At 35.6% G+C, this 25726-nt stretch carries 26 protein-coding genes and 1 other RNA gene; 20 read left to right on the forward strand and 7 right to left on the reverse strand.

All coding sequences use genetic code 11. The features are described 5' to 3' along the window. Positions 1-79: 79 nt before the first annotated feature. The 3 genes from Dongsha4_RS03940 to ssrA all read left to right on the forward strand — a co-directional run bounded on the left by Dongsha4_RS03940 (position 80) and on the right by ssrA (position 3330). On the forward strand, positions 80-1273 hold the full coding sequence (locus Dongsha4_RS03940) for a cupin domain-containing protein (RefSeq protein WP_330204443.1): 1194 nt from the start codon (positions 80-82) through the stop codon (positions 1271-1273). Positions 1274-1508: 235 nt separating this feature from the next. Continuing rightward, positions 1509-2627: a branched-chain amino acid ABC transporter permease gene (locus Dongsha4_RS03945; RefSeq protein ID WP_330204444.1), complete on the forward strand. Its 1119-nt coding sequence runs from the start codon at positions 1509-1511 to the stop codon at positions 2625-2627. A gap of 314 nt (positions 2628-2941) precedes the next feature. Next, positions 2942-3330, forward strand: a transfer-messenger RNA (tmRNA) gene (gene ssrA / locus Dongsha4_RS03950). A gap of 63 nt (positions 3331-3393) precedes the next feature. On the opposite strand, the gene Dongsha4_RS03955 is transcribed toward ssrA, so the two are convergent. Further along, on the reverse strand, positions 3394-4239 hold the full coding sequence (locus tag Dongsha4_RS03955) for a prohibitin family protein (protein ID WP_330204445.1): 846 nt from the start codon (positions 4237-4239) through the stop codon (positions 3394-3396). 223 nt (positions 4240-4462) lie between these two features. Then, positions 4463-5323 (reverse strand): branched-chain amino acid ABC transporter permease, encoded by an 861-nt coding sequence (locus tag Dongsha4_RS03960; protein WP_330204446.1) that lies wholly within the window; start codon positions 5321-5323, stop codon positions 4463-4465. Between the two features lie 206 nt (positions 5324-5529). Here Dongsha4_RS03960 and infC point away from each other — a divergent pair, with 206 nt between their 5' ends. From infC to Dongsha4_RS03995, 7 genes are all read left to right on the forward strand, one after another. After that, positions 5530-6069, forward strand: coding sequence for a translation initiation factor IF-3 (gene infC / locus Dongsha4_RS03965; RefSeq protein ID WP_015218889.1), 540 nt, complete (start codon positions 5530-5532; stop codon positions 6067-6069). Between the two features lie 652 nt (positions 6070-6721). Beyond that, positions 6722-7564 carry an EamA family transporter gene (locus Dongsha4_RS03970; RefSeq protein ID WP_330204447.1) on the forward strand — a complete coding sequence of 281 codons (843 nt, stop codon included), beginning with the start codon at positions 6722-6724 and terminating at the stop codon, positions 7562-7564. 100 nt (positions 7565-7664) lie between these two features. Then, positions 7665-9113, forward strand: a complete 1449-nt coding sequence (gatA, locus tag Dongsha4_RS03975; protein ID WP_330204448.1) for an Asp-tRNA(Asn)/Glu-tRNA(Gln) amidotransferase subunit GatA — start codon at positions 7665-7667, stop codon at positions 9111-9113. A gap of 155 nt (positions 9114-9268) precedes the next feature. Further along, complete coding sequence (locus tag Dongsha4_RS03980) at positions 9269-10315, forward strand: D-alanine--D-alanine ligase family protein (protein WP_330204449.1); 1047 nt, start codon at positions 9269-9271, stop codon at positions 10313-10315. 125 nt (positions 10316-10440) lie between these two features. Then, entirely contained in the window at positions 10441-10683 is a 243-nt protein-coding gene (locus Dongsha4_RS03985) for a DUF4160 domain-containing protein (RefSeq protein ID WP_330204450.1), read from the forward strand. Further along, a complete protein-coding gene (locus Dongsha4_RS03990; RefSeq protein WP_330204451.1) occupies positions 10667-10936 on the forward strand; it encodes a DUF2442 domain-containing protein in 270 nt (89 codons plus the stop codon). Before Dongsha4_RS03985 ends, Dongsha4_RS03990 begins: the two co-directional genes overlap by 17 nt. Positions 10937-11051: 115 nt before the next feature. Beyond that, the gene (locus tag Dongsha4_RS03995; RefSeq protein WP_330204452.1) at positions 11052-12320 is read left to right on the forward strand and encodes a pentapeptide repeat-containing protein; all 1269 of its coding nucleotides are present in this window, start codon (positions 11052-11054) and stop codon (positions 12318-12320) included. On the opposite strand, the gene Dongsha4_RS04000 is transcribed toward Dongsha4_RS03995, so the two are convergent. Next, positions 12307-12762, reverse strand: a complete 456-nt coding sequence (locus Dongsha4_RS04000) for a hypothetical protein (RefSeq protein ID WP_330204453.1) — start codon at positions 12760-12762, stop codon at positions 12307-12309. The two genes, Dongsha4_RS03995 and Dongsha4_RS04000, sit on opposite strands and share 14 nt — an antisense overlap. Next, the gene (locus tag Dongsha4_RS04005) at positions 12759-13316 is read right to left on the reverse strand and encodes a GNAT family N-acetyltransferase (RefSeq protein ID WP_330204454.1); all 558 of its coding nucleotides are present in this window, start codon (positions 13314-13316) and stop codon (positions 12759-12761) included. The genes Dongsha4_RS04000 and Dongsha4_RS04005 overlap by 4 nt, the downstream gene beginning before the upstream one ends. 181 nt (positions 13317-13497) lie before the next feature. On the opposite strand from Dongsha4_RS04005, the gene Dongsha4_RS04010 reads away from it, so the two are divergent. Both Dongsha4_RS04010 and Dongsha4_RS04015 read left to right on the forward strand, forming a co-directional pair. Beyond that, the gene (locus tag Dongsha4_RS04010) at positions 13498-14010 is read left to right on the forward strand and encodes a gamma carbonic anhydrase family protein (protein WP_330204455.1); all 513 of its coding nucleotides are present in this window, start codon (positions 13498-13500) and stop codon (positions 14008-14010) included. A 58-nt stretch (positions 14011-14068) separates the two neighbouring features. After that, positions 14069-14464, forward strand: coding sequence for a metalloregulator ArsR/SmtB family transcription factor (locus tag Dongsha4_RS04015; protein ID WP_330204456.1), 396 nt, complete (start codon positions 14069-14071; stop codon positions 14462-14464). A gap of 21 nt (positions 14465-14485) precedes the next feature. Here the strand turns inward: Dongsha4_RS04015 and Dongsha4_RS04020 are convergent, their stop codons facing one another. Then, entirely contained in the window at positions 14486-15136 is a 651-nt protein-coding gene (locus Dongsha4_RS04020; RefSeq protein ID WP_330204457.1) for a helix-turn-helix transcriptional regulator, read from the reverse strand. Positions 15137-15305: 169 nt separating this feature from the next. Here Dongsha4_RS04020 and Dongsha4_RS04025 point away from each other — a divergent pair, with 169 nt between their 5' ends. From Dongsha4_RS04025 to Dongsha4_RS04055, 7 genes are all read left to right on the forward strand, one after another. Continuing rightward, on the forward strand, positions 15306-16088 hold the full coding sequence (locus tag Dongsha4_RS04025) for a DUF4388 domain-containing protein (protein ID WP_330204458.1): 783 nt from the start codon (positions 15306-15308) through the stop codon (positions 16086-16088). Positions 16089-16206: 118 nt separating this feature from the next. After that, on the forward strand, positions 16207-16410 hold the full coding sequence (locus Dongsha4_RS04030; RefSeq protein ID WP_099436031.1) for a DUF751 family protein: 204 nt from the start codon (positions 16207-16209) through the stop codon (positions 16408-16410). A 381-nt stretch (positions 16411-16791) separates the two neighbouring features. Continuing rightward, entirely contained in the window at positions 16792-17169 is a 378-nt protein-coding gene (gene rbfA, locus Dongsha4_RS04035) for a 30S ribosome-binding factor RbfA (RefSeq protein WP_330204459.1), read from the forward strand. A gap of 558 nt (positions 17170-17727) precedes the next feature. After that, entirely contained in the window at positions 17728-18540 is an 813-nt protein-coding gene (locus tag Dongsha4_RS04040) for a phytoene/squalene synthase family protein (RefSeq protein ID WP_330204460.1), read from the forward strand. A 168-nt stretch (positions 18541-18708) separates the two neighbouring features. Continuing rightward, entirely contained in the window at positions 18709-19299 is a 591-nt protein-coding gene (gmhA, locus tag Dongsha4_RS04045; RefSeq protein ID WP_330204461.1) for a D-sedoheptulose 7-phosphate isomerase, read from the forward strand. 71 nt (positions 19300-19370) lie between these two features. Continuing rightward, positions 19371-19934 (forward strand): hypothetical protein, encoded by a 564-nt coding sequence (locus Dongsha4_RS04050; RefSeq protein WP_330204462.1) that lies wholly within the window; start codon positions 19371-19373, stop codon positions 19932-19934. A gap of 108 nt (positions 19935-20042) precedes the next feature. Then, a complete protein-coding gene (locus tag Dongsha4_RS04055) occupies positions 20043-21512 on the forward strand; it encodes a TldD/PmbA family protein (protein WP_015219562.1) in 1470 nt (489 codons plus the stop codon). A gap of 163 nt (positions 21513-21675) precedes the next feature. Here the strand turns inward: Dongsha4_RS04055 and Dongsha4_RS04060 are convergent, their stop codons facing one another. Further along, complete coding sequence (locus tag Dongsha4_RS04060) at positions 21676-22401, reverse strand: response regulator transcription factor (RefSeq protein WP_330204463.1); 726 nt, start codon at positions 22399-22401, stop codon at positions 21676-21678. A gap of 171 nt (positions 22402-22572) precedes the next feature. Further along, positions 22573-24192 (reverse strand): iron uptake porin, encoded by a 1620-nt coding sequence (locus Dongsha4_RS04065; RefSeq protein WP_425590788.1) that lies wholly within the window; start codon positions 24190-24192, stop codon positions 22573-22575. A gap of 640 nt (positions 24193-24832) precedes the next feature. Between Dongsha4_RS04065 and Dongsha4_RS04070 the strand changes: the two genes are divergently transcribed. Continuing rightward, positions 24833-25681 (forward strand): DUF3747 domain-containing protein, encoded by an 849-nt coding sequence (locus Dongsha4_RS04070; protein WP_330204465.1) that lies wholly within the window; start codon positions 24833-24835, stop codon positions 25679-25681. Positions 25682-25726: the final 45 nt, after the last annotated feature.

Raw genomic sequence — 25726 nt, forward strand, 5'->3', positions numbered from 1 at the left:
CTTGTTAATTATTGGCTTACTCTGGCTTCCTGATATTCTTCGTAAAGATTAAACTATTCTTTTTTTGAGATTATGTCTTATGTCTATAGATGATTTTGATTTTGCTAAACTAATTGCCCCCATTGATTTAAACACATTTATCAATGAATATTGGGAAAAAAAACCTTTAATTATTTCTCGTAATCAAAAGAAATACTATAAAGATTTACTCTCGGTAGAGGATTTAGACTCAATTTTACAATATAGTAAACTGAAACCTCCAGAGATACGGGTGGTGAAAAATCAACAGGATTTTCTCCCCGATAGATATGTGAAAGCTGATGGTAGTCTTAATCTTAACCAACTTTATAAAGCCTATTATGAGGATCATACTTTAGTTGTTAATGGCTTACAAAATTTTTGGAAACCTTTGGCGATTTATTGTCAAAAATTACAAAACTTTTTTAATCATGGGGTAATAGCGAATCTTTATCTATCTCCAAAAGACTCAAAGGGTTTATCCCCCCATTACGATACTCATGATGTCTTTGTTTTGCAAGTGGATGGCTCAAAAGAATGGCAAGTGCATCAGTGTTTTCAACCCGTGCCTTTGTTGGGAAGTTTTCAACCTGTTATTCCTGAAAATAGTTTACCAAAATTATTACATACGGTTTGTTTACAACCGGGAGATTTATTATATTTACCCAGAGGTTTTGTGCATCATGCGGCTACCCAAGAAAGTTTTTCCCTTCATTTAACTTTGGGTATTTATCCCACTCAATGGCTTGATTTGATGGTTAATGCTTTAACAATGTTGGCGTTGAAAAATCAAGATTTGCGTAAGGCTTTACCTATTGGCTTTTTAGATAAGCCCGAAATGTTAGGAGAAATTAAAGAGCAGTTTGATCAATTATTACAAACTTTTGCGGAAAAAAGTTCTATCGATGAGGCAATGGAATTAATTAATGATCAATTTATTCATAAGATTACCCCAATTCCTGACGGGCATTTTCAGCAAGTTAATTTAGTAGATGCGATCGCACCCGATACATTAGTAGTAAAAAGAGAGGGCATGAGATGCCGTATAGTTAAAAAAGGATTTTCTATCAGTATTCAATTCCCCGGAAATAGTATCAATGGAGGATTACATTATCGAGAGGCAATGGAGTTTGTAGCGAAACAAAAAGAACCATTTACCCCCCAAATGCTTCCCGATTCATTAAAAGAAGAACAAAAAACCCAGTTAGTTAGTCGCTTAATTAGAGGGGGTTTACTGAAAACACTACAAGATTGAGCAAAAGGGGAAATGAGTAATGAGTAAGAAGGAGGTGTTAGGTTTCAGGTTTCAGGTGTTAGAGAAAAGTAATAAGTAATGAGTTTTTAATTCTTAATTGAAATTTATTCACTATTCACTATTTACTATTCATTATCAACTATTTACCTTTAACTTTGCCTGTTGCTTGTAAACTACCCTCGCAAGTAAACTTAGATGCAAACTGACTCACTTATTTTTTTTACACGAGGTTAAAGTGGTTGAATATTTAGTCTTTTTGACAATTTCTGCGAGTTTATATAGTCTTTTTGCTCTTGGTTTGAATTTACAATGGGGTTTTACAGGGTTAATTAATTTTGGTCATGTAGCTTTTATGACCATCGGAGCTTACACGACTGTTTTACTTGAATCTCAAGGAGTACCTTTATTTTTAGCGGTAATAATTGGTGCTTTAGGGGCTTCTATTTTTGGCTTAATCATTGGTTTTAGTAGTATTAAGTTAAGAGAAGACTACTTGGCTATCGTCACTATTGGGGCTGGAGAATTAGTCCGTTTGATTGTTCAAAATGAAGAATGGTTGACGAAAGGAACTTTTGGTATTCAAGGTTATAATCTGCCTTTTGGTACTTTTAAGCCTAATCCCTTGGGAAAATTATTGATGGTTGCCATTCTCACAGTCTTAGCTGTGTTTGTGGTGTGGCGTTTATGGATTAATGTTCGTCAAAGGTTGAATTTAGCCAAAAATATTCAGGGCAAAAGTTATCAACCTCCTAGCCCTTTAAGCACCTATGTTTGGGGTAGTCTCGCTTTTATTTTTATTCTTATCTGTTATGTTAACGGTGCGATCGCACTTATGGACTATACTTATAAAGCTGGGTTAATGTTACTGATATTGATTGCCTTGGCAGTGATTTACTATGGCTTAGATATTATTATTCATTCTCCTTGGGGGCGGGTTTTGAAAGCTATTAGGGAAGATGAAGAAGTTGCCAAAGCATTAGGTAAAAACGTTTTTTGGTATAAATTACAAGCCTTTATGTTAGGAGGTGCGATCGCAGGTTTAGCTGGTGCATTTTACAGTTGGCAATTAACAACCATTTATCCCAGTAGTTTTGAACCTTTAATGACATTTAATGCTTGGATTATCGTTGTTTTGGGCGGTTCGGGAAATAATGCAGGAGTTATATTAGGAGCAATGATTTTTTGGGGATATGACTCCTTAACTCGATTTATATTTAGTAGTATGCCCTTTATTACTGCCTCTCAAGTTGGAGCATTTAGAGTCATGGTAATTGGCTTAATCCTTATGATTTTAATGATTTGGCGTCCTCAAGGCATTCTTGGCAGAAAAGGAGAACTTTCTCTCAGCAAATAACCTCAGTTCACCCAAGTGTGGGGTTCAGAAAAGGTTACAGGTGTCAGCTTTCGGGGAGTAATGAGTAATAAGTTTTGATAATTTATTATGATTAATTGATTGTTTCAAGATTTTTTATTCTTACTTAAAATCTGCAAGTCAAAAATCCCCCCATCTTCCTCTCCCCTTATCTCCCGCTCTTTTCTCTTTGTCGAAAATGAAACAGCCCTGCATTCCCTATTGCCTTGTCTTAATTTCCAATTACTAATTGTTAATTACCTGTAGTTGACACTTTTAAATAAACAAGCTAGGATAGAGATCAACAGGTCAGACAAGGGGCTGTAACGGCTTCGACAGGCTAGTGAAAGCTGACCCGTGATTCAGGTCGAGAGTGAGTCTCCTCTCGCAAATAAAAGGCTCAAAAAAAATGTAACTGCGAACAACATCGTTCCTTTTGCTCGTAAAGCAGCTCCTGTTGCTGCCTAAGACCTAAAACCGGTTCGAGCGCTTATAGTGTGACTCCGTTAAGCATTATAGGCAAACCCTAACGGATGCTCTTAAAGATGGTTTCTAGTCTGTCTTTGAGATAAGAAAACACTAGAAAATCCTACTGTCAGGGATAAGTGACAGTTCCCGCTCTGAGGATTAGATGAGCTAAACCTGTGAATGAGCGAAAAGTAAATAGCTGGTTTGGACAGCAGTTCGACTCTGCTCAGCTCCATAACTTAAGAAGGGTGTCAGTAAAACTATTACCGACCCCTTTTTTAATGGCTATATCAACATGAAATTATCTTTCTAATTCATTGAGATTAAAAAGAAAAGGAATTCCACCACCGTTATTATCTCCACCCATAACAAGGACTTTAGGCATTTGAGCACCCCCTTCTTTCCAGGCTTCGATCGCTTCTTTTTTCAATACTAAGTCTCCTCCTTGAGCTTTTAAAGTTTCTGCTAAGAGTCTTTGAGCCTCGGCTTTACCTTTTGCCCTATTTATATCAGCTTGTGCTTGTTGTTCAGCTTCTTTGGCAACATAAACAGCCCTTTGCGCCCTTTGTTCCGCAATTTGTTTATCTTCTACTGCTTTAGCAAATTCAGGAGAGAATGTTAAATCAACTACGCTGGTATCAAGAACGATAATTCCATATTTTTCTAAACGACCATTTAAAGCATTATCAAAATCATCTTTTAATTCATTACGTTGAGTAATGGCTTCTTCCACAGTGCGTCTGGCGGCGGCTATTTTGAAAGATTCTTGGGTTTGAGGAGCTATAATTTTAGCAACAATATTTTGTAAAGTTCCCTGAGTTCTCCTAATATTAACCACTTGAACTGGATCAAGGCGAAAATTGATGGCAAAACTAGCGGTTAATTCCTGTAAATCTTTAGTTGAACTTTGGGCAGGTACTTCAAATTTTTGCACTGTAACATCATAAATATCTACGGTAGAAACTAAAGGGGGTTTGAAATGAATACCCTCTAGTAATGCACCGTCTTGAGCTTTTCCCAGAATGCTTAATACACCTGCTTGTCCGGGGTTGATAATAATAAAAGAATTAAAACCAATAAAAACAATTAAGGCAGCGAGAATTCCACCTATTAACGTTGAAATACTGCCTGTAGTTTGACGATCCAATGTTTTTCTCCAATATATTAGTGTTGTCAAATCAGGTTCATTTTAACATCTCAATTTGACTCCCCTACTTATTTAACCTTAGTTCAATTTAAGAATATCGCATAGGGGCTGGGATATTGGGTTATTAGGGTGTTAGGGTTAGAGTTAATTAAACACTTTTTTTTGCCTCTTGCCTCTTAACCTTTGCTCTTGCATAACAAAGAAAATTTATTCCGAACTAAGATTATTTACCGAAAATGCCTTGAGGTCTTACTAACAAAATTACAATCATAATTAGTAAAGCAACACCGAGCTTATATTCTGAACCTACGATAAAAACACTCAATTCTTGTGCCACACCAATAATTAAGCCACCTGCGATCGCACCATAGACATTACCAATACCTCCTAAAATCACAGACGCAAAAATAGGTAAAATCAAAAACCATCCCATATTGGGACGCACCGCAGTAATTAACCCATATAATCCCCCTCCCATGGCGGTAAGTATTGCCGTTAAAATCCAAGTAAATAAAACTATCTGCTCAACATTAATCCCTGATACCCTCGCCAAATCAATATTATCCGCCACTGCCCTCATGCCTTTTCCAATTTTCGTTTTTTGCAGTACCAAATGAAGTCCCACTATAGCCAAAACTGTCACAAAAATGACAATAAGACGATAATAAGCAATTTTTAAGCCACCAAAATCGAGGGCTTCAACTAAAGGTAAATCATAGTTTTGATTACTTCCACCCCAAATAAACAGAATACCATTGCGCAGAAACAAGGCTAAACCAATGGATACAATAATTAAACTGGTACTACTGGCTTTTTGTTTTCTCAAAGGTTTCCATAATAGTTGTTCTCCTGCTAACATGATAAGTATTGTTCCCAAAAGTGCGATCGCCATTGACAACCAGATATTCAACCCAAAATGGTTAATCCACCAAGTCAAATAAGCACCAACGGTCAAGAAATCACCATGAGCAAAATTAGACAGACGTAAAATCCCCATAGTCAGAGTTAAACCCACCGCCGCCAATGCAATAATACTTCCCACCGCTAAACCATTGAAAAGGGCTTGAAATATCGTTGAATCCATTAACCTTTAACCTTGTTAATTTTTTTTAATAATAAGACTAAATCACCAGTAGAAAAAGTATTTCACCGACTAATATCGAGAAAAACTAATTCAGATTAGCAATCACCAATTATAATATTGACTAGGAAAAAAACCTAATCCTTCGTACTTATTCAAATCAACTAAATATTTTATAGAAAGCATATTGGAGAAAATAATCAAAGCCTGTGACCTATAGCAACAAAAAAAATAACCAAAGAGATTTACCCAAAATTAATGAAAATATTCGTTTTCCTAAAGTCAGATTAATTGACACAGACGGAGAGCAACTTGGTGTTCTCGATACCAGAGACGCAAATCGTCTAGCGGAAGAGAAAGAATTAGACCTCGTCTTAGTCAGTGAAACTGCTGATCCTCCTGTGTGTCGCATCATGGACTATGGCAAATTCAAATTTGAGCAGGAGAAAAAAGCAAGAGCCATTCGCAAAAAGCAACATACTGCGGATGTTAAGGAAGTAAAAATGCGTTACAAAATCGACGAGCATGATTATCAAGTGCGTCTCAATCAAGCAAAACGCTTCCTTAAAGCTGGTGACAAAGTGAAAGCAACAATCAATTTTAGAGGAAGAGAAGCTCAACATACTCACTTAGGACAAGAATTATTAGAACGTCTTGCGGAAGATTTAGGGGAAATGGCAGAAGTTCAACAAAGACCCAAAAAAGAGGGACGCAATATGATTATGCTTCTTTCTCCTAAAAAAGCCTAGTTAGAAACTGTTTTAAAAGTTCTAATTTTGATGATATATCCCCCCAAGCCCCCCTTCAAAAGAGGGCAGGGCTGATTCATTCCAAAATTTTCTGGTTAAGGCAGGGAATACCTGAGTTCGGAGTTCGGAGTTCGGAGAGTTCGTTGCTCTCATGCACTCCCTTCGGTCGTGAACGGAGTTAAAAGTAATAATTATTGACAAAAAAGCTGAATAAATTGATTTTAAATGAGTTTTCCCTAAATTTAATAATTTTTTATTCCAAAATTGGCTCGATGATAACTCGAGGGCGCTTTATTTTTCGATACTTTTTTCATCGAACTCAGTTGGGGAATAGGCACTCTTGCAATAGTTTTTAATGGTTTATGGTTATAAATTGATAATCTCAACATTTTTAACTACTTCTTAATCCTCAAAGCTCTAAAACTTTATATTCTTTTACTGGCAATAGTTTGAGTGTTTTTGTATTTCTACTTTGAATCACTCCTGCTTCAAAAGAGGGGGGAATTAAGCCGAAAACTGGAAGACAGTCTCTCTTAGTAAGATGGATTTAACGGGATCTAACACTTTTCAATCGAAATCCTCTTTATATTTAAGGACGAGAATTGCGAGGTAATGCCCTAAAATAAAAAATCGTCTCAAATTTTTTTAAACGGTGTTAAATACCCTAATCTTAACAATCCTAGTCATAACTCAGGTTTTGGGAGATGTTTGTCTGAGTGAAGCAATGAAAATTCATGGAGAAATAACATCTTTTGCTCCAACTGTCATCATTGATGTCATTTATTATTTATTCACATCCCCTTTTTTTTATTTTGGTTTAGGTAGTCTTACCATTTCTTGGTTTATCTATCTATTTGCAGTATCCAAAATGGATTTAAGCTATGTTTTGCCGATTCATGCTTCTAGTTATATCTGTAATGCCTTACTTGCATGGTTAATTTTAGGGGAAAATGTCTCTTTTTTACGTTGGTTTGCTACGGGTTTTATTTCTGTGGGAGTTTTTATTGTTGGCTATAGTCAGTATAGAGAGGAAAAAAAATTAAAACAATTGTCTTCTCATGTTGCCGTTATACAAAAAAATAAAGTAAGCCCCTTATTTGCATTTATTTCTGGTGGTGTCTTTCTACCTACTGTTTGGTTAGGAGTTATCGTGATGGTGTTAGCAGATAGTATGGGAGATTTATTAAACGCTAAAGGAATGAGACAAATTGCAACCCTCCAAAAATTTTCTGTAGAGGATATTTTTCGTTGGGTAGTGGGAATTTTTAGCAATCTTTATATTATTATTGGAGTTTCTTGTCAGGCGATCGCACTTTTATTATTTCTTTCCCTACTAAGTTGGGATGATCTAAGTTTTGTCAGACCTGCCAGTGCTGTTGGTTATCTTGTCACCATTACATCAGCTAAATATATCTTACATGAAAAAATAAGCAAAGGTAGATGGATTGGTATTTCTTGTATTTTATTAGGAGTGGTAACTTTGTCTCAAACTTAAGTTTTCGGAAATGTTTGGTTTAATTATTCATTTCTAATTGTTAATTCAGCAACAATCATTGAATAATAATTATAAATAACCTACAGTAGAAAAATTATTCATGACCTCTATAAAAAAATTACATCAACAGATTAAAAATAAAGAACGCTCCGCCGTTGAGATTACCCAAGAATATTTACAACGCATCGGTGAATTAGAGCCAAAATTAAAGAGTTTTTTATGTGTCACCTCGGATTTAGCCTTAGAAACAGCGAAACAAGTGGATGAAAAGGTTGCTAAGGGCGAAGAAATTGGTGTTTTAGCTGGTATTCCCATCGCTATTAAAGATAATATGTCCACAAAAGGCATTCCTACCACTTGTGCCTCCAGAATTTTAGAAAACTTTATCCCTAGTTACGAATCCACTGTTACCCAAAAATTAAGGGATCAAGGGGCGATAATTGTTGGTAAAACTAATTTAGATGAGTTTGCTATGGGAAGTTCCACGGAAAACTCTGGTTATCAAGTCACCGCTAATCCTTGGGATATTGAAAGAGTGCCGGGGGGTTCGTCTGGAGGTTCGGCGGCGGCAGTTTCGGCGGATGAGTGTGTTGTCTCCCTCGGTTCGGATACAGGGGGATCGATTCGTCAACCTGCTTCTTTCTGTGGGGTAGTGGGGTTAAAACCTACCTATGGCTTGGTTTCTCGCTTCGGTTTAGTGGCTTATGCCTCCTCTTTGGATCAAATTGGTCCTTTTGCTCATACAGTGGAAGATACGGCGATTCTACTAGGTGCGATCGCAGGTTATGATAGTAAAGACTCCACCAGTTTAAATGTGGAAATCCCCGACTATAGCCAATCATTCGCCAAAGATTTAAAAGGCTTAAAAGTAGGGGTAATCAAAGAAACTTACTCCGATGGCTTAGATAACATTGTCGCTGAAAAAGTCAATCAGGCAATTAAAGAATTAGAAAAACTGGGAGCACAGGTAAAAGAAATTTCTTGCCCTCGTTTCCGCTACGGTTTGCCTATCTATTACATTATCGCTCCTTCTGAGGCCAGTGCTAACCTTGCTCGTTACGATGCGGTTAAATACGGTATTAGAGACGAATCTGCGGATAACCTTTTAGAAATGTACACCAAAACTAGGGCAAAGGGTTTCGGTGCGGAGGTGAAACGTCGTATCATGCTTGGTACTTATGCTCTCTCTGCTGGTTATTATGATGCTTATTACCTCAAAGCTCAAAAAGTGAGAACTTTAATCAAGCAAGACTTTGACAACGCTTTTCATGATGTGGACGTGTTAATTTCTCCTACTTCTCCCACTACTGCCTTTAAAGCTGGAGAAAAAACCAATGATCCCCTTAGTATGTATTTATCTGATTTAATGACCATTCCTGTTAACTTAGCAGGTTTACCCGGGATGAGTCTTCCTTGCGGTTTTGATGAGAATAATTTACCCATCGGGATGCAATTAATTGGCAATGTTTTGAGAGAAGATGTTTTATTTAAGGTGGGTTATGCTTATCAACAAGTAACAGATTGGCACAATCACAATCCTAGTTTGTAAGTTAGTGAGTAGGGAGTTTCTAAAAGTAGGGGAGTAGAGAGTGGACAGTGGGGAGAGTTTTTTACTCTACATTTTACACTTTGACTATTGCCTGTTGCCTATTCCCTATTCCCTACCTTAAGCAATCAATTTAAACGCACGACAGTTAATTAAAAATGGCAAAATTAAAAATCGGTTTATTATTCGGTGGCAAATCTGGCGAACATCAAGTTTCTATTACCTCTGCAAGGGCGATCGCACTTGGGTTTTCTGTAGAAGAAAATAGAGAAAAATACGAAGTCATACCCTTGTATATTGACCAAGCAGGTAATTGGTGGGGTAAAGAAGTAGCGGAAAGTATTTTAAAAAGTGGTGAACCCAAACCAGTGGAAAAAGACACTCAGAAAAATTGGCATTTTCCCGAAGAATGTGGCGAAATTGAGATATTTTTCCCGATTTTACATGGTCCTAATGGGGAAGATGGTACAGTACAAGGTTTACTAACTCTGATGGAAGTTCCCTTCGTGGGGGCAGGGGTTTTAGGTTCAGCCGTTGGTATGGATAAAATCGCCATGAAAAACGCTTTTGCCTGTGCAGATTTACCCCAAGTTAAGTATATCGCTGTTAATCGTAGTGAAATCTTTTCTAGTCCTTGCGTATTTCCTAAAGTGTGCGATCGCCTCGAAGCAGAATTAGGTTATCCTTGTTTTGTGAAACCTGCCAATTTAGGTTCATCGGTGGGTATTAGTAAAGCTAAAAATAGAGCAGAATTAGAAAAAGCCTTAGACGAAGCCGCTAATTTAGACCGTAGGGTGATAGTAGAAGCAGGAGTTAAAGCGAGAGAGGTAGAATGTGCAGTATTAGGTAATGATAACCCTAGTGCCTCTGTGGTGGGAGAAATCACCTATAACGCTGATTTTTATGACTATACAACCAAATATACTGACGGATTAGCCAGTTTAATCATTCCTGCTGACATTCCCGACAATATTAGCGAAACCATCAAAGAAATGGCAATTAAAGCCTTTTTAGCGGTGGATTCAAGGGGATTAAGTAGGGTTGACTTTTTCTATTTACCCGAAACAGGAGAAGTATTAATCAACGAAATCAATACTTTACCCGGCTTTACTGCCTTGAGTATGTATCCCAAATTATGGGAAGCATCTGGTATCGGTTTTCCTCAATTATTGGATAAGTTGATTACCTTAGCACAAAACAATTAACCATCACCGTAGGGGTTGAATATTATTCAACCCACCATCACTAAAATACTAAAATATTTATATATAAATTATTAATTGCAGTTCTAAAAACACAATATGCAATACATTTCTCTATTTATGTTAGAATGCCAACTATCTTAAGATATATAAGATATAAAGGTTATCGTTTTTATTTTTGTAGTCATGAACCAAATGAGCCTCCTCATATTCATGTGGACAAAGACAATTTATCAGCAAAGTTTTGGTTATCTCCTGTCTTTTTAGCGAGAAACATTAGATTTTTAGGAAAAGAATTACGAAAAATACAAGCAATGGTAGAATCAAATAAAATTATGTTTTTGGAGGCATGGAATGAGTATTTTAGTTGACTTAAGAGTTAAAAATGTCATCATAGAAGATGATAATTTAGCAGTAGAAATTATGGATGGACGCACAATAAAAACATTATTGGCATGGTTTCCCCGTTTATTTAATGCTAGTAAACAACAATTAAATAATTGGCAAATATCTGGGGGAGGCTATGGTATTCATTGGGAGGAAATAGACGAAGATATTAGTGTAGAAGGCTTATTAAGAGGGGCAATTTCGCCCGATTATAAAAAAACAATAACAACAAATTAAGTTCAAGTTAATTTGACTTTAAGATGCTTGAATTTCGAGAATAAAAAACTATTAAAATACCCTTGCTCTCTTTGTATCTTTAGGAGAGAAAATTAGCCGTAGTATTAGGTAAAAAATGAACGATCATCAATCAGAGGAAATAAATGTATCTTTAGACAAAAATAATTCAGAAATAGAAAATAATAACTCTAATTCTACTCTGATACCTCCAAAACAGTTAACTTATATAAAAAAACCAAAAACCTCATATTCAGGGAAAATTCTGATTGGTTTAGGTATTTCTTTAGCGGGAATTTTGCTTGATAATAATTGGTTAGGAGTAATTGGGGCTATTGTGGCTTTTTCTCTTGCTTTAGTTCAAGTAATACCGTATATAATCCAATGGATTCGGTTTTTTCTTACTCCTCAAGAAAGACAAACTGTTGTGGGGGTGGTGGGTTTAATTCTCGCATCCTTGATTCTGTTTAATTATTTAGGGGTTTATCACGCAGTCGGTAATTGGTTAAATCAGTTTAAGTATGATGAATTTGGTTCTTGGGCTGATTGGGTGGGAGCTTTAGGACAAATTATGATCGCAGTTTTAGCAGTTTATGTGGCATGGCAACAGTATGTAATTTCCAAAGATTTAACTATTCAACAAAATCGTATTACCCAACAGCAAACCATTGATGCTTATTTTCAAGGGCTTTCTGAATTGGTTTTAGGACCTGATGGCTTATTAGAAGATTGGCCTCAAGAAAGAGCGATCGCAGAAGGTCGAACCGCAGCTATTTTAAGTAGTGTGGATGGTTCAGGAAAGGCAAAAATTTTAAGATTTTTATCTCGTTCTCGTTTAATTACTCCTTTAAAGAGAGATAGTCACCTAGGAAGACCGATTTTAGACGGTTCTGGTGGTTATGCTGAGGATAGAGAATTTGGTATGAGGGTAATTAATTTAGGGGTGGTGTTAGCAGGATGTAATTTAATGGGACAAGATTTACGTTGGACTGATTTAAGTGAAGCTAATATGGTTCGCACTGATTTAAGTAAGGCAGATTTAGTCAAAACCAACTTAGCTCGTACTATTCTTTATGAGGCAGATTTACAAGGGGCGGATATGAAGGGAGTTCGCTTATTTTATGGTGATTTTCATAGTGCTAGTCCTCGCAGTCGCACCCAAGCTCCTAATTTTGAAACGGGAGAATATACAGGGGCGGTAATTGAAAAAGTTAATTTTACAGGGGTGAAAAATCTGACTGAGGAGAATCGTTATTATTGCTGTTGTTGGGGGGGAGAATATACCCGCTCAACTATTCCGGGGGGTTGTTTAGGTATTCCCGACTGTTTAACGGCTTCTCGTCGTCAACAAGAAAACTTAGAAAATGAAGATACTAAAGACGATTAACTAAATCTCTTGCTTTTTTGATGGTTTCGGGGAAAACACCCACAATGGAAGCAAAAACTTCATCACTAACTTTTTCCGCCGTTTCTGAATCAAACCAATGCTCAAATTGATTAAGTATTACCTGAGCTCTTTGTCTAGGGATGGGGTTATCTGTTATTTGCTTGATCAGTTTAACCCATTGTCGGCGGATTAAATATGCCCTTTGTCTTTCTTGAAAATTACCTGCTTGAATTAAAGATAAATTACCAACAGGAATCACATTGACTAAGTCTTGATCAAAACATCCCCCAATAATTGCCCCCGGTCCTGCAAATTCCGCATAATAGGTTTTAATTAGGATTAAACCATTTTTTTTTCGGGGGTTAATCACTAAAAGTTGTTTATGTTCCAAAAATTGTTCTAAACTATTTTCTTGGATGCGATCGCATTCAGTGCCACTCATAGAGATTTAGTCAGTAGTAAACGCCGTTGACTAGGTACAAATAAACTAAATAAATCCGTTTCTACCTGTTGAATAGTATAGCCATTATTGAGATATAACTTTCGGGCTTTATTATTACTAGCTAAAACATGAAGATAAACACGAGAATAATTATTTTCTTGAGCAATTTGCTCACAGCGAGACAATAATTGACTAGCGATACCTTGACGACGACAATTTTCTCGCACTGCTAAATTAGCAATATAGGCATATTTTTCTTTTTTTGCCCAATTATAGTTTTCTCTAAAAGACAGTTCAACAGTACCTAAAACTTCTTGATTAATTTTTCCCTCAGTATTGTTAATGGAAACAGCAATTAGACAAAAATTCTCTTTCTCATTGTTTTGTATGCGTTTGCGTAAATCTTGACAGACGCCAATTTTGAGCAAGGGATAAACCCAAAAAGTAACCTCATTAAAATGATTAAAACTTAAAGTCAAAACCTCTGCAATTCCTTCCACATCATCTAAAGTTGCCTGACGAAATATAGTAGAAGAAGCGGTATAATCCTTCATAGGATTAAAAAATGATTTTGGAAACTCAAACCAAGATGATTGCACAATCAAATAATATCAAAGTAAGTAAAAGATAAAATAGCAATAATAAAAAGTCATAAACTGTAAGTTATCAATTATCAATATAATTTATTTTTTCCACAGTAATAACTAATTATCTTTATTTATTCTATAACACCCTATGAAACAACTAACTATCGACAGTTTTACCCAAGCCGCTTTTATAGCAGAAAATGCCTCAGTTATGGGGCAAGTAACTATTGGCGAAGGAGCAAGTATTTGGTATTCTGCAGTGGTTAGAGGAGACGTAGAAAAAATAAAAATAGGGGCTTACACTAACATTCAAGATGGGGCTATTTTACACGGTGATCCTCAACAAGAAACCATCTTAGAAGATTATGTTACCGTCGGCCATAGAGCGGTTATTCATTCTGCTCATATTAAGAAGGGTTGTTTAATTGGTATTGGAGCAATTATTTTAAATGGAGTCACTGTTGGAGAAGGCTCAATTATAGGAGCAGGATGCGTTGTCACAAAAGATATTCCATCTCATTCTTTAATGGTTGGTATTCCAGCAAAAAAAATAAGAGATGTCAGTGAAGAAGAAGCCCAAAATTTAGTTCAACACGCTCTTAAATACTATCAATTAGGTTTATATCATGCTGGAAAAACTTCTGATAAAGGTTTTTGTTAAGGGCTAATCTCAAAAAAGGTTAGAATAATATGAAATAAACCAATCCCAATCAGAGAGAATGAAGGTATCAGATAGAATACATACGAATACGACAAAAGAAGATTTAATCCCTTGTACCCCTCACTCCCTTGACTCAGAGTTTATCGATACATTCAAAGGACAAATTTTAAGCTCTGAAAAAGCACAAAAAATGGCTGAGTTTTTCAGTTTACTGGGAGATACAAATCGTTTAAGAATTCTTTCCGTTTTAGCTAAACAAGAATTATGTGTTTGTGATTTAGCCGCAACCCTAGACATGACAGAATCGGCAGTTTCTCATCAACTGCGGACTTTAAAAGCCATGCGTTTAGTTGCTTATCAGAAACGGGGGCGTAAAGTTTTTTATCGTCTTTTAGATCATCATGTATTAGAATTGTACTCTTCTGTCGCAGAACATTTAGACGAAACAGATTAAAAACTAACGGAAAAAATAACTTTATTCAACAATGGGGCTAACCTTGGCACGATAAAGCAAATCTTCTCCTTGACGATAACCCACATAACGTATTTTTACCATTTCACAAGTCTGAGTATCATCTTGAGTATCTTCCATCAACTCATGTAGTTGAGAATCATATTTGACTACTTCCCCCACTTCGCCGATGGTTTCTATGTCCCAAAATCTTAACAAATCTTTTACTGGTTGCATTAATGGTAATAATCTTGTTGCTGGGATTTCTGGATTATTTTTTACAGCGTAGCTAATTGTAGGTAACTGTAAAAGTAAAGATTCTAAAATGGTGATTGTGTCTCTTTGATACTCTTTGATTAGACTTTGTTTTAACTGCTCATTTTCTTTTAACAAACGCTCACATTCTAGTTTCAAATCTTTTTCGACTTCATGGGAAAGTATTTCTTGGGGAAGTTTGCTTAAATTATCAATTAGAGTTTGAAGAGAAATATCAAAAGCAAGGGCAATTTTTCTGAGTATTCCGAGAGGGATATTATCAATTAAATTATGTTCAAGACGATAAAACTGTAATTCGGACACTTGAGATTTACGACTCAGTTCTAAATAATTTTTAACCCCTTTGGAATTCATCCATTGCCATAAAATTTTTCTCGTTTTATCCTCTGATTGGTTCATAAATTAATAGTAAGATTTTCCATGACATCTTAATATAAAGTATAGATATAAAAAATAGAACTAACAATAGTCTTCTTTTGCAGTGTGCTTGTTATGGTAGCACTGTCAAATTATGTATATACCTAAATATTATTTCCAATAACCGAAAAATTTAATTTTTTTTGTAGTAATGACAGAATCTAGTAATGCCCCTAAAATCCCTATTAAGGAGTTTATTGGTACAAGACAAGCTACTTTATTTCAGAGTTTAAAGCAACCCCAATTTACGGGAGAATTAATTTTTGGTTCGTCAAAGGGGGAGGAATGGATTTTCTATTTTTATTTAGGAAGGATTATCTTTGCAACTGGGGGAAGACATCCTGTTAGAAGATGGATGAGAAATGTTGCTAGATTTGCTCCTATATTGATTACTCAAATGTCTTCTCTTGATGAAAGTGTGACTAATCAGAAAAGTTTTCGTCGATTTTGGGAATATGAATTACTTAGTTATTGGTTAAAACAAGAGGAAGTAACCCGCCAACAATTAAGTTTAATTATAAAAAATATTGTTATTGAAATTTTATTTGATATAACTCAAAGAATGGAGGTTGTTTTTCAACTGAAAAATGATCAGTCTTTATCTAGTCAGCTAGTTTTTATTGATCCGGATCAAGTAATTGTTGAGGCTTGGCAAAGTTGGCAAAGTTGGCAAAATGCTAAGTTAGCAGATCGTTTTCCCAATCAATGTCCTATTATTAGACAATATGATAAACTTCAAGAAAAAACTTCCCCTAAGACTTATCAGATTATGAGTAAACTATTTAATGGCAGAAATACTTTAAGAGATTTGAGTTTACAAATAAATCAAGATTTAACTCAAATAACTAGATCAATGTTGCCTTATATTCAGTTGGGATTGATTGATTTAATAGATGTTCCAGACATTCCTTGTCCAATTAATTTCACCGATTAAATGTTAATGGAAATTTTTTGAGCAAGACATTCCCCTATGATCGTTGATAATGGGGATAAAATAACTGTTAAACTATATCAGAGAAACTAGGACTATTTAATAATTTATTGAGATAACTATGGACGGTTTTTGGGAAAATGTTTCACGCTATCCTCGCTATATGGTGAGTTTGATTCTAGGTATTTTCTTTTTTCTTTGGCAACAAGTAAAACCTTTATTTAATAACCCTCCAACTGCGATCGCACTTTTGGGACTAATGGTGGGTGGTTTTTTCTTTCTTTACTTTACTTTAAAAGCAATGTTAGGAATTACTCCTGTTTAAAATAACCATATTATTTTTTAGTTAAATTTTTTATTAAAATACTATAGCAATCTCAGTTCGATATGAAAATATCTCTTAACAGCTAGGTTTGACGGTATCAGGTGTTAGGTTTAATGGTAAATATTTTATGTTTTTTATAATGAATTAGTGCAAATTTTCCTGATAGATATAATTCAGTGCAAGTATCCAAAATACTGAGAGGAATAAGGGCGAAGAAAGTTTTTAAAATATTTCAGTTATAATCTTATTAAGTGTTAATAGAAAAATTTATTTTAACTATAAATTAAGAAAAAAAGATCCTGAAATCTAACATTTCAATTTATAGAAAGTTACAACAACAAGCATATATTTTTTAGAAAAGGAAAGGAGAATTTTGAGATTATGGCAAATAGTCGTCGTGTAGAAAAAGTATCATCTTTAATTAGAAAAGAAATAAGTCAAATGCTCATTAGTGGTATTAAGGATGACAGAGTTGGAGCAGGAATGGTTAGTATTCTCGATGTGGAAATGTCAGGGGATTTGCAACACGCTAAGGTTTTTGTAAGTATTTACGGTACACCAGAAGCAAAAGCGGAAACCATGGAAGGTTTAAAGGCTTGTACTCCTTTTGTTAGAAGGGAATTGGGTCATAGGATTCGTTTACGACATACCCCAGAAATTCGCTTTGTTCATGATTCTTCTTTAGAGAAAGGCGATCAAATAATTGATTTAATTAATCGTATTACCCCCCATGATATTCCTTCTGCGGAGGAAGAATAGGCAAAGTTAAAAGGGCAATAAATGGGCAATAGTGCCTTTAATTTATATAAATTGACTTTAAATAAATTTAATGATTTTTTTGGAGAAAATTTTGTTAACCATGGGTTTTAACTTTTTATACCTGAGTTCGATGAAAAAAGTATCGAAAAATAAAGCGTTGAGAGTTATCATCGAGCCAACTTTGGAATAAAAAATTATTAAATTTAGGAAAAACTCATTTAAAATCAATTTATTCAGCTTTTTTATCAATAATTATTACTTTTAACTCCGAATTCCGAACTCCGAACTCCGAACTCAGGTTTTTATGGTTCAGTGGTTTTTTTATGGAACTCATTTTAACCTAATCGTTTCATTACTCAATCGAGATGTAGTGATTTAAAGTAATATATAATTGTTGATCATAATTAAGAACATCATTTATGATTAATGATCTTGATTTTAGGAAAAAATATGATACTCTTAGAGCAAAATTTTCGTCCTAATTAGCAAAGATTCGGTTAAGATTACCTAAACAGTATTAATATTGTCCAAGATAACGGGCGTGAGGAGCAAATATCGATGAATTTGAAAAAGTCTGCGTTGAAAACCCTAAAGGAAACCAGTCGCACGTTTTATATCCCCATTAGTCGTTTACCTGATAGTTTGCAAGATGCGGTGACTTCTGCTTATTTATGTATGAGGGCAATTGATGAAATAGAAGATCATCCTCATATTGAGAATCATTTAAAGAGGGAAATTCTCACTCAAATTAGTGCTAGTTTGCAGTCTATTAGTAATGATACTGCTGTAGAAGATATTACTGCTTATATTGAACCTTACAAACATTTATTGCCTGAAGTTAGTTATCGTTTTGCTGAATGGGCAACTTTAGCTCCTGCCTCTATTGCAGGTAGAATTTGGGAGGCAACGGCGGCAATGAGCGATCGCATGGCTTATTGGGCTGACAAAAATTGGGTTATAAAAACTAAGGCGGATTTAGATCAATATACTTTCAGCGTAGCGGGTTCTGTAGGTTTACTGCTTTCTGATTTATGGGCATGGTACGACAATACAAAGACAAATAGAGAAGAAGCGATCGCATTTGGGAGAGGTTTACAGGCAGTCAATATTTTACGTAATCACCAAGAAGACAAATTAAGGGGCGTAAGTTTTTTCCCCGAAGGATGGCAGTTAGAAGATATGCACCAATATGCCCGTTATAACCTTACCTTAGCAGACTCTTATACTAAATCTTTACCTAAAGGGCCCGCTCTACAATTTTGTCAAATCCCCTTAACTTTAGCCCATGCAACCCTAGATGTATTAATTTTAGGCAAACCAAAACTGACTCGTAATGATGTTATGGCTTTAGTGGCACAGGTGTGCGGTTAATGTCAAGGATTGGCTATAATTGAGCGAGAATTTTGTAGAAATTAGAACCCTTAGAAGAATAATTAATAACTGAGAATAAATAGGGGGTTTCATCCCCTTCTCAAAGGTTTAATTACATAGGGATTTTTGTTGAATTAGTCATTAATATTAGTGTGAGGAGGAAGACCATTGAATTTTTGGGTAGAAGAAAGACTACAGTGTTTAAAACAGGCTTTTACTTCTGAATATTGTCAAGCAGTTGAGCAAGTCAGTCATTTATTAGCTAATCGTTTTCAAGCAGGACATACTCTGTTAATTTGTGGTAATGGAGGTTCGGCCGCAGACGCTCAACATATTGCCGCCGAATTTGTAGGAAGATTTCAACTAGATCGACCCGGATTACCTGCGATCGCATTAGGTACAAACCCCGCAACTCTTACAGCATGGGGTAATGATCACGAATTTGAAACTATTTTTGCCCGTCAAGTACAATCTTTCGGTAAAGCAGGGGATTTATTATGGGTGTTGTCCACATCGGGGCGATCGCGCAATATTCTTCATGCTTTGAAAGTAGCCAAAGAAAAAGGTTTAATTACCATTGGCATGGCAGGAAACAATGGCGGAATGATGAGTAGTTTAATTGATTACCCTCTTTTTGTGGCTGAAAAAAATACTCCTTATGTTCAAGAAATACACTTAATTACATATCATCACGTCTGTCAACAGGTTGAAGCCATGTTGTTTGCGGAAAACATCGTTGAAAAGAAAATAGCAGTGTAGGACATTACCTGAGTTTGGCGTTCGGAGTTAAAATTAATAGATATTTAACCTCAACTCAGGTTAAGCAAATCATGGATTCTTCTTCAATAAATTGGCAAAAATTAGCAGAAATTAAAGAGCTAAAAGGTTACTTTAATGACGATTTTCAAGAGTTTAAAAATAGTATATGTCATTACTTAAAAATAATGGCAAAAATGTCCTTAGCCAGTATTCAAGAAATCGCTATTATTCGAGCTTTAGAAGTTACTAACGGCTGTACCCAACACTCTTATCGAAGAAATGATTCAGACTGCCTATCTGTGGAACAAACCAGAGAATGTATGAAGTTATCAATTTCCTCTATTCGTAATCAGGAAATCATCTTAAAAAATGGTGATGTTTTGGAATTTTCTCCTGAAACAAAAGAATTGATGAATCATATCAGAACTTTGTATATGGACGCTTTCAAAAACAATATTGCATCTCAAGAAAGAGAATTTTATGCTTTTTCAACTGCTCAATTTTTAGCTTGTGGAAAAGAAAAAATAGATTACGGTTTTCAAATTGTCAAAGAGAATTATCAAGATTTATTCACAGATATATTCATCCATAAAGGGATTAAATATGTAGAAAAATATTTAGAAGCAATTAATTAGTTAAGTTTTGAGAATTTGCTATCAAGTAACGAACAGCTAAAAGTTAATGTACAATGGACAGGATATAGAGCAAAAAATCAACAGTAATTATAGTAATAGTTATAAAATATGTCCCCAACTTTACTAATATCTCGTGAAATCCCTAATTTATCTTATCATCCCACAGGCGATCGCTTCGATTTAACATGGGAAAAACCCCTCTCAACCCTCCTTGGTATAGGCAGGGCATCTGGTGCAGATTTTATCGAATTTTTCTTAGAAAAAGCTAACTATATTAGTTGCTTGGCAGAAGATGATATTATTACAAGTATTACCCCAAGACTTTCGACAGGAGCAGGAGTTAGGGTATTTCGGGGCAAACAAGACTGTTATGTAAGTACCAATGATTTAACCTTTAACGGCTTAAAACAAGCCTTAGAAAAAGCCCTCTCCATCTTAGGTTTAACTATCCCTCAAGGCACAGCTTTTATTCCTGAAATTAACTTAGAAATATTTAGAGATTACGCTACTGCCAAAAATAAAGATATATGGTTAGGTAACTGTAGCAATATGCAAGAAATGGGAGATATTCTCCTCAGTGCCAATCATCAATTAAACAAAATTGCAAATCATGTACAATCTCGCCGTGCCGCTTATTTTCGTGACTGGCAAGAAGTCTTGGTTGCTTCTAGTGATGGCACTTTTGCTCGTGATATTCGTTTAACTCAATCTGTGGGCTATAATTTGTTGTGTGCAGATGGAGAACATCGTTCATCCATTGGTAAAAGAGACGGAGACACCAGTAACCCCGATTTTCTGAGAAACTGGAATTATGACACCGTAGCGGAAGAAGTTGCCGAATCTGCTGGAAAAATGCTTTATGCGGACTATGTAGAATCTGGTCAATATCCTGTAATTATGGCAAATCAATTTGGTGGGGTAATCTTCCATGAGGCCTGTGGCCATCTTCTCGAAACAACTCAAATCGAAAGAAAAAGCACTCCTTTCATGGATAAAAAAGGGGAGAAAATAGCCCATGAAAATCTAACTGCATGGGATGAGGGCTTAACAGAACAAGCATTTGGCAGTATTGATATGGATGATGAAGGAATGCCCCCTCAACGTACTCTTTTAATTGAAAATGGCATTTTAAAGAACTTTTTGGCAGATCGTGCCGGTTCAATTCGCACTAATCATCCTCGCACAGGCAGTGGCAGAAGACAAAGTTATAGTTTTCCCGCCGCTTCTCGTATGCGCAATACTTATATTGCCCCCGGTGAATATACCCTTGATGAAGTTTTTGCTTCGGTGGATAAGGGTATTTACTGCAAGAAAATGGGCGGTGGCAGTGTTGGCCCCACAGGAGAGTTTAATTTTGGCGTAGATGAAGCCTATTTAATCGAAAATGGCAAAATAACCAAACCATTGAAGGGTGCTACTCTGATTGGTGAAGCGAAAGAAATTATGACAAAAATCTCTATGTCATCTCAAGATTTGGGGTTAGCGGCAGGTTTCTGTGGTTCTGTCAGTGGAAGCATTTATGTAACTGTAGGACAACCTCATATTAAGGTAGATTCCATTACTGTTGGTGGTAGATAGTTTTTTTAGAGGGCAAAGTAAAAAGGGCAATAGGGAAACCCCTCTGTGTCTCCCCTTAAAAGGGGAGAAGGGTAATGGATAATAGTGAATAATAACTCTGAACTCATTTTGCCTGAAACTTCTTTCCGAACTTCTAACCTCGAACTCTTCCCCACCTCAGTTACTAATTTACTAAGCCAGAGCGTAAAGCATGGACGGCCGCTTGGGTACGATCGCACACACAAAGTTTAGCAAGAATACTACGAACATGGGTTTTCACAGTGCCGATAGAAATATATAAATCTTCTGCTATTTCTGCATTGTTTTTTCCTGCAACAATTAATTCTAATACTTCCATTTCTCGGTCTGTTAAAGATGAATTGTCGATAATTTCTTGAGATTCTGGAGATAATGGTTCTATTTCTATTTTTTCTATATCTTTTGTGTTTAAATCTTCTGTTTTTTTCTGATAACTCTTTTTTGCTTGTTCTAAAATAATAGATGCGATCGCAGGTTCAATCCAACTATCTCCTTCATGGGTAACTTGTATCGCCTGTTGTAAATTATCGATGGAAACGTTTTTCAAACAGTAAGAGTCTGCACCGAGGGCAAAGGCTTGTAAAACAGAATCTTCATCACTCTCTATCATTAAAACTATAAGTTTGAGTGGCTTCTCTTCTGAAGAATGAAATTGTTTCAACTGACGGATAAATTCAATTTCTTCAGTGCTAAATAAAGCTAAATCGATAATCACAATATCAGGATTTTTCTCTTGAATAAGATTAAACCCTTGTTGAATTTCCGATGCTTCTCCAATTACTTCTATATATGCAAAATCCTTTAGGGCGTTAATTAATCCAATCCTCGTTAGATCATGACTTTCAACTAACACGATGGTGATCTTATCCATTGCCACACTCAACGAAAAAAACAATTATAGCAATAAAAGATCAAAGATCAAAAAAAGGGAAAAGAGCAAGAGGGAAACCCCTCTGTGTCTCCCCTTAAAAGAAACCCCCCTTGCCCTCTCGATGGGAAAAGGGCTGTTTAATTAACACTAACCTTAACACCCTAAAACTTTTTAGAAAGTGAATGTAGTTCTAATTGTACCGATAACTAAAGGATCGTTATTAGTATTATTAGCAGGATTAGTCACAACAACAACCCCGGGGGTGATACTAATATTATCATTGAGAGCATATTGATAAAATGCCTCTATATGGAAGGAATTATCTTCATTGCTTAGTCTTTCTCCATTAACCCTGATATTGCTCTCTGATTGCCAAGGTTGCATACCAACGATAATACCTCCTAAATTGCCCTCTTTGAATAAGTCGGGAAAACCAAGAGTCGCCGCCCAATACCAGTAGTCGGATGTGCCTCGCCCTACAGTGTATAAACCGTTATCAAAAGAGTTTAGGTTTGAAACTTTTGAGTAGCCACCCCATGCACCCAAAACAAAACTTTCGGCTAATTGCCATGACATGGTTAAAGAGTAGGTGTTATGAGATGTATTGATGTCATCGTTAGCAAGAGCAATGGTTTCACTAAATTTACGACTATTAGCTGCGATCGCACTTGTATTATATCCATGTCCATAAGCGAAAGCAATACCGAAATTATCGTTTGGATAGTAGCCCACCTGTCCTAAAAGCCCATAAGCACCATTGAATAATCCCTCTCCATCTTGGGGAGAAGAAGCGTCAGAGGCTAAATATCCCACACTCCAACCAAATTGTCCAAAATTGCCTTCCAAAGCTAAACCAGAACCTTCTCCTTCGTAGTAAGCAAAGTTACGAGTACCAAAGACAGATAAAGCACCACTGCCACCATCTCCATCTAAAATACTTAAGGTGTTGGTAAAGTCGTCAAATGCACCCCCAGTGGCTTCTAACCATAAAGTAACATTGTCACTAATGGGAAAATTATAGTTTAAAACTTCCACTGCTACATCATTATCATCGGGTTGAGCAAAGGCAAGAGTTGCTTGGGGAGTGTTAGCAGTTTCCGCAAAATCAGGGAAGTTACCAGTGGCTAAACGAGTATAAAGTAAATCTCTTCCTGTAAAGCTGGTGTTGAATTCTAAACGGGTACGATTCCCTAAAACTGGTACTTGTTCAATATTTTCCCTACCGTTATTTTTCTGCCCATTGAAAATACTCGCTAATCCTAATACTACCTCCCCTGTTAGCTTAGTGGTAGTGGAAAATTGATGATCTTCTAAGAAAGCAACTCTACCTTCTAAATTGTCAACTCTTGCCCCTAAAGCCGCTAATTCTGCCTCAAATTCGCTCATTAAACGCTTTAATTTCTCTATATCTTCTCTTAACACTGATTCACTAGAAGCAATTAACCTTTCCATTTGTTGCATACAAGCATTCAAACCTGCGGCAAATTCGTAACGACTTAAGGCTCTGTTTCCTCGGTAGGTGCGATCGGGATAACCAACAATACAACCGTAACGCTCCACCAAACTTCTTAATGCTTCAAATGCCCAGTCTGTGGGTGATACATCTCTTAATTGCGAAACCGAGGTGACTTGATTCTGGCTTTTTTTGCTATTTTCTTGATTATAGCTTTCCACCTGTTGCAAAATATCTGCATTATTAACAGGATTACTTCTCACTTGAGATGGACAAAATGCGATCGCACTTACTCCCATTACAACGAGAGTGGAAAAAAAACGCTTATTCATTTTCAATTCCTCACACACAAATTTTTTAAGATTAGATTTTCCTTTATTTCGTCTATTATTACTTGAATTTATTTATTTTTCAATACCCAAATAGGGGATAACTTTGAAAAAATATTCTTGAGCAAAAATAATTATTAACTCAGAATCAACAGATTGTATTTTAATAGTGTAAACTACTTGAACTATATATTAAGTTGAAATAAATAGCAAAAATAAAATAAAAATAAACTTTATTATTACACTTTAATCTTTGAACATTTGTTCACAAAACAATATTAATTAATACAATAAAATATGAATAAATAATAATTTTCTATTGTTCAGGTATTAGTAGATTTTCTTTCTGTTTTCAGTATTTACAGTTAAAGCAACGACAAATTAACTTACAAAACCTTATATGGATTAGTAAACTTGTTGAGAGCTGAGATAGCAAATACTAAGCTATATACTTATTGCTATACTTTATCATTAAATTTTAAAAAATAAAAACAAAAAACTAAGGAACATGACGAAGAAACAACAAGTCAGATAACATATCTGGAAAAGGGTAATTACTTTATTCCTTTTTAGTCAAGATTATTGCTTGATCTTTATTTCTTGTGGCAATATTTCAATGTGAGTAAAATATCTATTATTGGTAATAAATATGTTTAAATCCCTTGTCTCTCGTAAACTTTCAATTATCGCTTTAACAGCCTTAGCTAGTTTTCTACCTATCAACTCCGCAAAATCAGTTACTTTTCAGGAAACAGAAGTCCCTCAAGAAGAATTTATTGCGGTAGCTCAACCCTACGGAGAAAATAAATATAATTTAATAGTCATCGAACAGATTCCGGGTAAAAATCAATGTTGGAATGAAGCAGGAGCAAATCCTGTCAATGTGGATCTACTATTATTAAATTTTGATTTTAGTGGGCATTGTCGTCGTAGCACAGACGCTAATGGTTATTCTATCCGTTATGATAATCAAGATTATGGCTTAGACTATATCCTTAACCTAGTGGAAAAAGACGGAGATTTATTATTAATGGGCTTAAATCGTCGTAGTCCGGGTCAACCTCCTGTGGTAATTGGTTCTGCAAAAGGAATTAGCCAGTCTCCCATGAAAATTATTCTTAACCCTGGGTGGCGTTTTACTAAAAGAACCTATGAAGGAAAAGTATTAGGTCATGTCTATTTCAGTTATGATTCTGCGTCTGCTCCACAAGATATAGTTCCTAATATGTTGGAAGAACAAAATAGTAATCAAGAGAATCTTGAACCGACTATGACAGAATCCATTTCTGAGGAGGAAATATTGCAACAAGGCACAGTACAAGAAATTGTTGCCCCTGAAGCAGAACCTCGTAAAGAAATTAATAAATCAGGAAAATATCACAGAATTGAAGATAATAGTAACAATTCCACAAAAATTGACCAAATCGACCAAGAAGAATCTTCTTCTAACCGATATAATTTAGGACAAACTCGTTTTCAAAGAATGAGAAACTATTAGAAACTATTGATAATAAAAATTAGGAATTAGGAATTAGGGATTAGA

It is taken from the genome of Cyanobacterium sp. Dongsha4 (assembly GCF_036345015.1).
GTDB lineage: Bacteria > Cyanobacteriota > Cyanobacteriia > Cyanobacteriales > Cyanobacteriaceae > PCC-10605.

What these genes read in the sequence shown, in the direction of transcription:
- Dongsha4_RS03940 (WP_330204443.1), top strand. Translation starts at nt 80, where the DNA reads ATGTCTATAGATGATTTTGATTTTGCTAAACTAATTGCCCCCATTGAT.
- Dongsha4_RS03960 (WP_330204446.1), bottom strand. Translation starts at nt 5,323, where the DNA reads ATGGATTCAACGATATTTCAAGCCCTTTTCAATGGTTTAGCGGTGGGA.
- gatA (WP_330204448.1), top strand. Translation starts at nt 7,665, where the DNA reads ATGACCTCTATAAAAAAATTACATCAACAGATTAAAAATAAAGAACGC.
- Dongsha4_RS03980 (WP_330204449.1), top strand. Translation starts at nt 9,269, where the DNA reads ATGGCAAAATTAAAAATCGGTTTATTATTCGGTGGCAAATCTGGCGAA.
- Dongsha4_RS03985 (WP_330204450.1), top strand. Translation starts at nt 10,441, where the DNA reads ATGCCAACTATCTTAAGATATATAAGATATAAAGGTTATCGTTTTTAT.
- Dongsha4_RS03990 (WP_330204451.1), top strand. Translation starts at nt 10,667, where the DNA reads ATGAGTATTTTAGTTGACTTAAGAGTTAAAAATGTCATCATAGAAGAT.
- Dongsha4_RS03995 (WP_330204452.1), top strand. Translation starts at nt 11,052, where the DNA reads ATGAACGATCATCAATCAGAGGAAATAAATGTATCTTTAGACAAAAAT.
- Dongsha4_RS04000 (WP_330204453.1), bottom strand. Translation starts at nt 12,762, where the DNA reads ATGAGTGGCACTGAATGCGATCGCATCCAAGAAAATAGTTTAGAACAA.
- Dongsha4_RS04005 (WP_330204454.1), bottom strand. Translation starts at nt 13,316, where the DNA reads ATGAAGGATTATACCGCTTCTTCTACTATATTTCGTCAGGCAACTTTA.
- Dongsha4_RS04010 (WP_330204455.1), top strand. Translation starts at nt 13,498, where the DNA reads ATGAAACAACTAACTATCGACAGTTTTACCCAAGCCGCTTTTATAGCA.
- Dongsha4_RS04015 (WP_330204456.1), top strand. Translation starts at nt 14,069, where the DNA reads ATGAAGGTATCAGATAGAATACATACGAATACGACAAAAGAAGATTTA.
- Dongsha4_RS04020 (WP_330204457.1), bottom strand. Translation starts at nt 15,136, where the DNA reads ATGAACCAATCAGAGGATAAAACGAGAAAAATTTTATGGCAATGGATG.
- Dongsha4_RS04025 (WP_330204458.1), top strand. Translation starts at nt 15,306, where the DNA reads ATGACAGAATCTAGTAATGCCCCTAAAATCCCTATTAAGGAGTTTATT.
- Dongsha4_RS04030 (WP_099436031.1), top strand. Translation starts at nt 16,207, where the DNA reads ATGGACGGTTTTTGGGAAAATGTTTCACGCTATCCTCGCTATATGGTG.
- rbfA (WP_330204459.1), top strand. Translation starts at nt 16,792, where the DNA reads ATGGCAAATAGTCGTCGTGTAGAAAAAGTATCATCTTTAATTAGAAAA.
- Dongsha4_RS04040 (WP_330204460.1), top strand. Translation starts at nt 17,728, where the DNA reads ATGAATTTGAAAAAGTCTGCGTTGAAAACCCTAAAGGAAACCAGTCGC.
- Dongsha4_RS04050 (WP_330204462.1), top strand. Translation starts at nt 19,371, where the DNA reads ATGGATTCTTCTTCAATAAATTGGCAAAAATTAGCAGAAATTAAAGAG.
- Dongsha4_RS04055 (WP_015219562.1), top strand. Translation starts at nt 20,043, where the DNA reads ATGTCCCCAACTTTACTAATATCTCGTGAAATCCCTAATTTATCTTAT.
- Dongsha4_RS04060 (WP_330204463.1), bottom strand. Translation starts at nt 22,401, where the DNA reads ATGGATAAGATCACCATCGTGTTAGTTGAAAGTCATGATCTAACGAGG.
- Dongsha4_RS04070 (WP_330204465.1), top strand. Translation starts at nt 24,833, where the DNA reads ATGTTTAAATCCCTTGTCTCTCGTAAACTTTCAATTATCGCTTTAACA.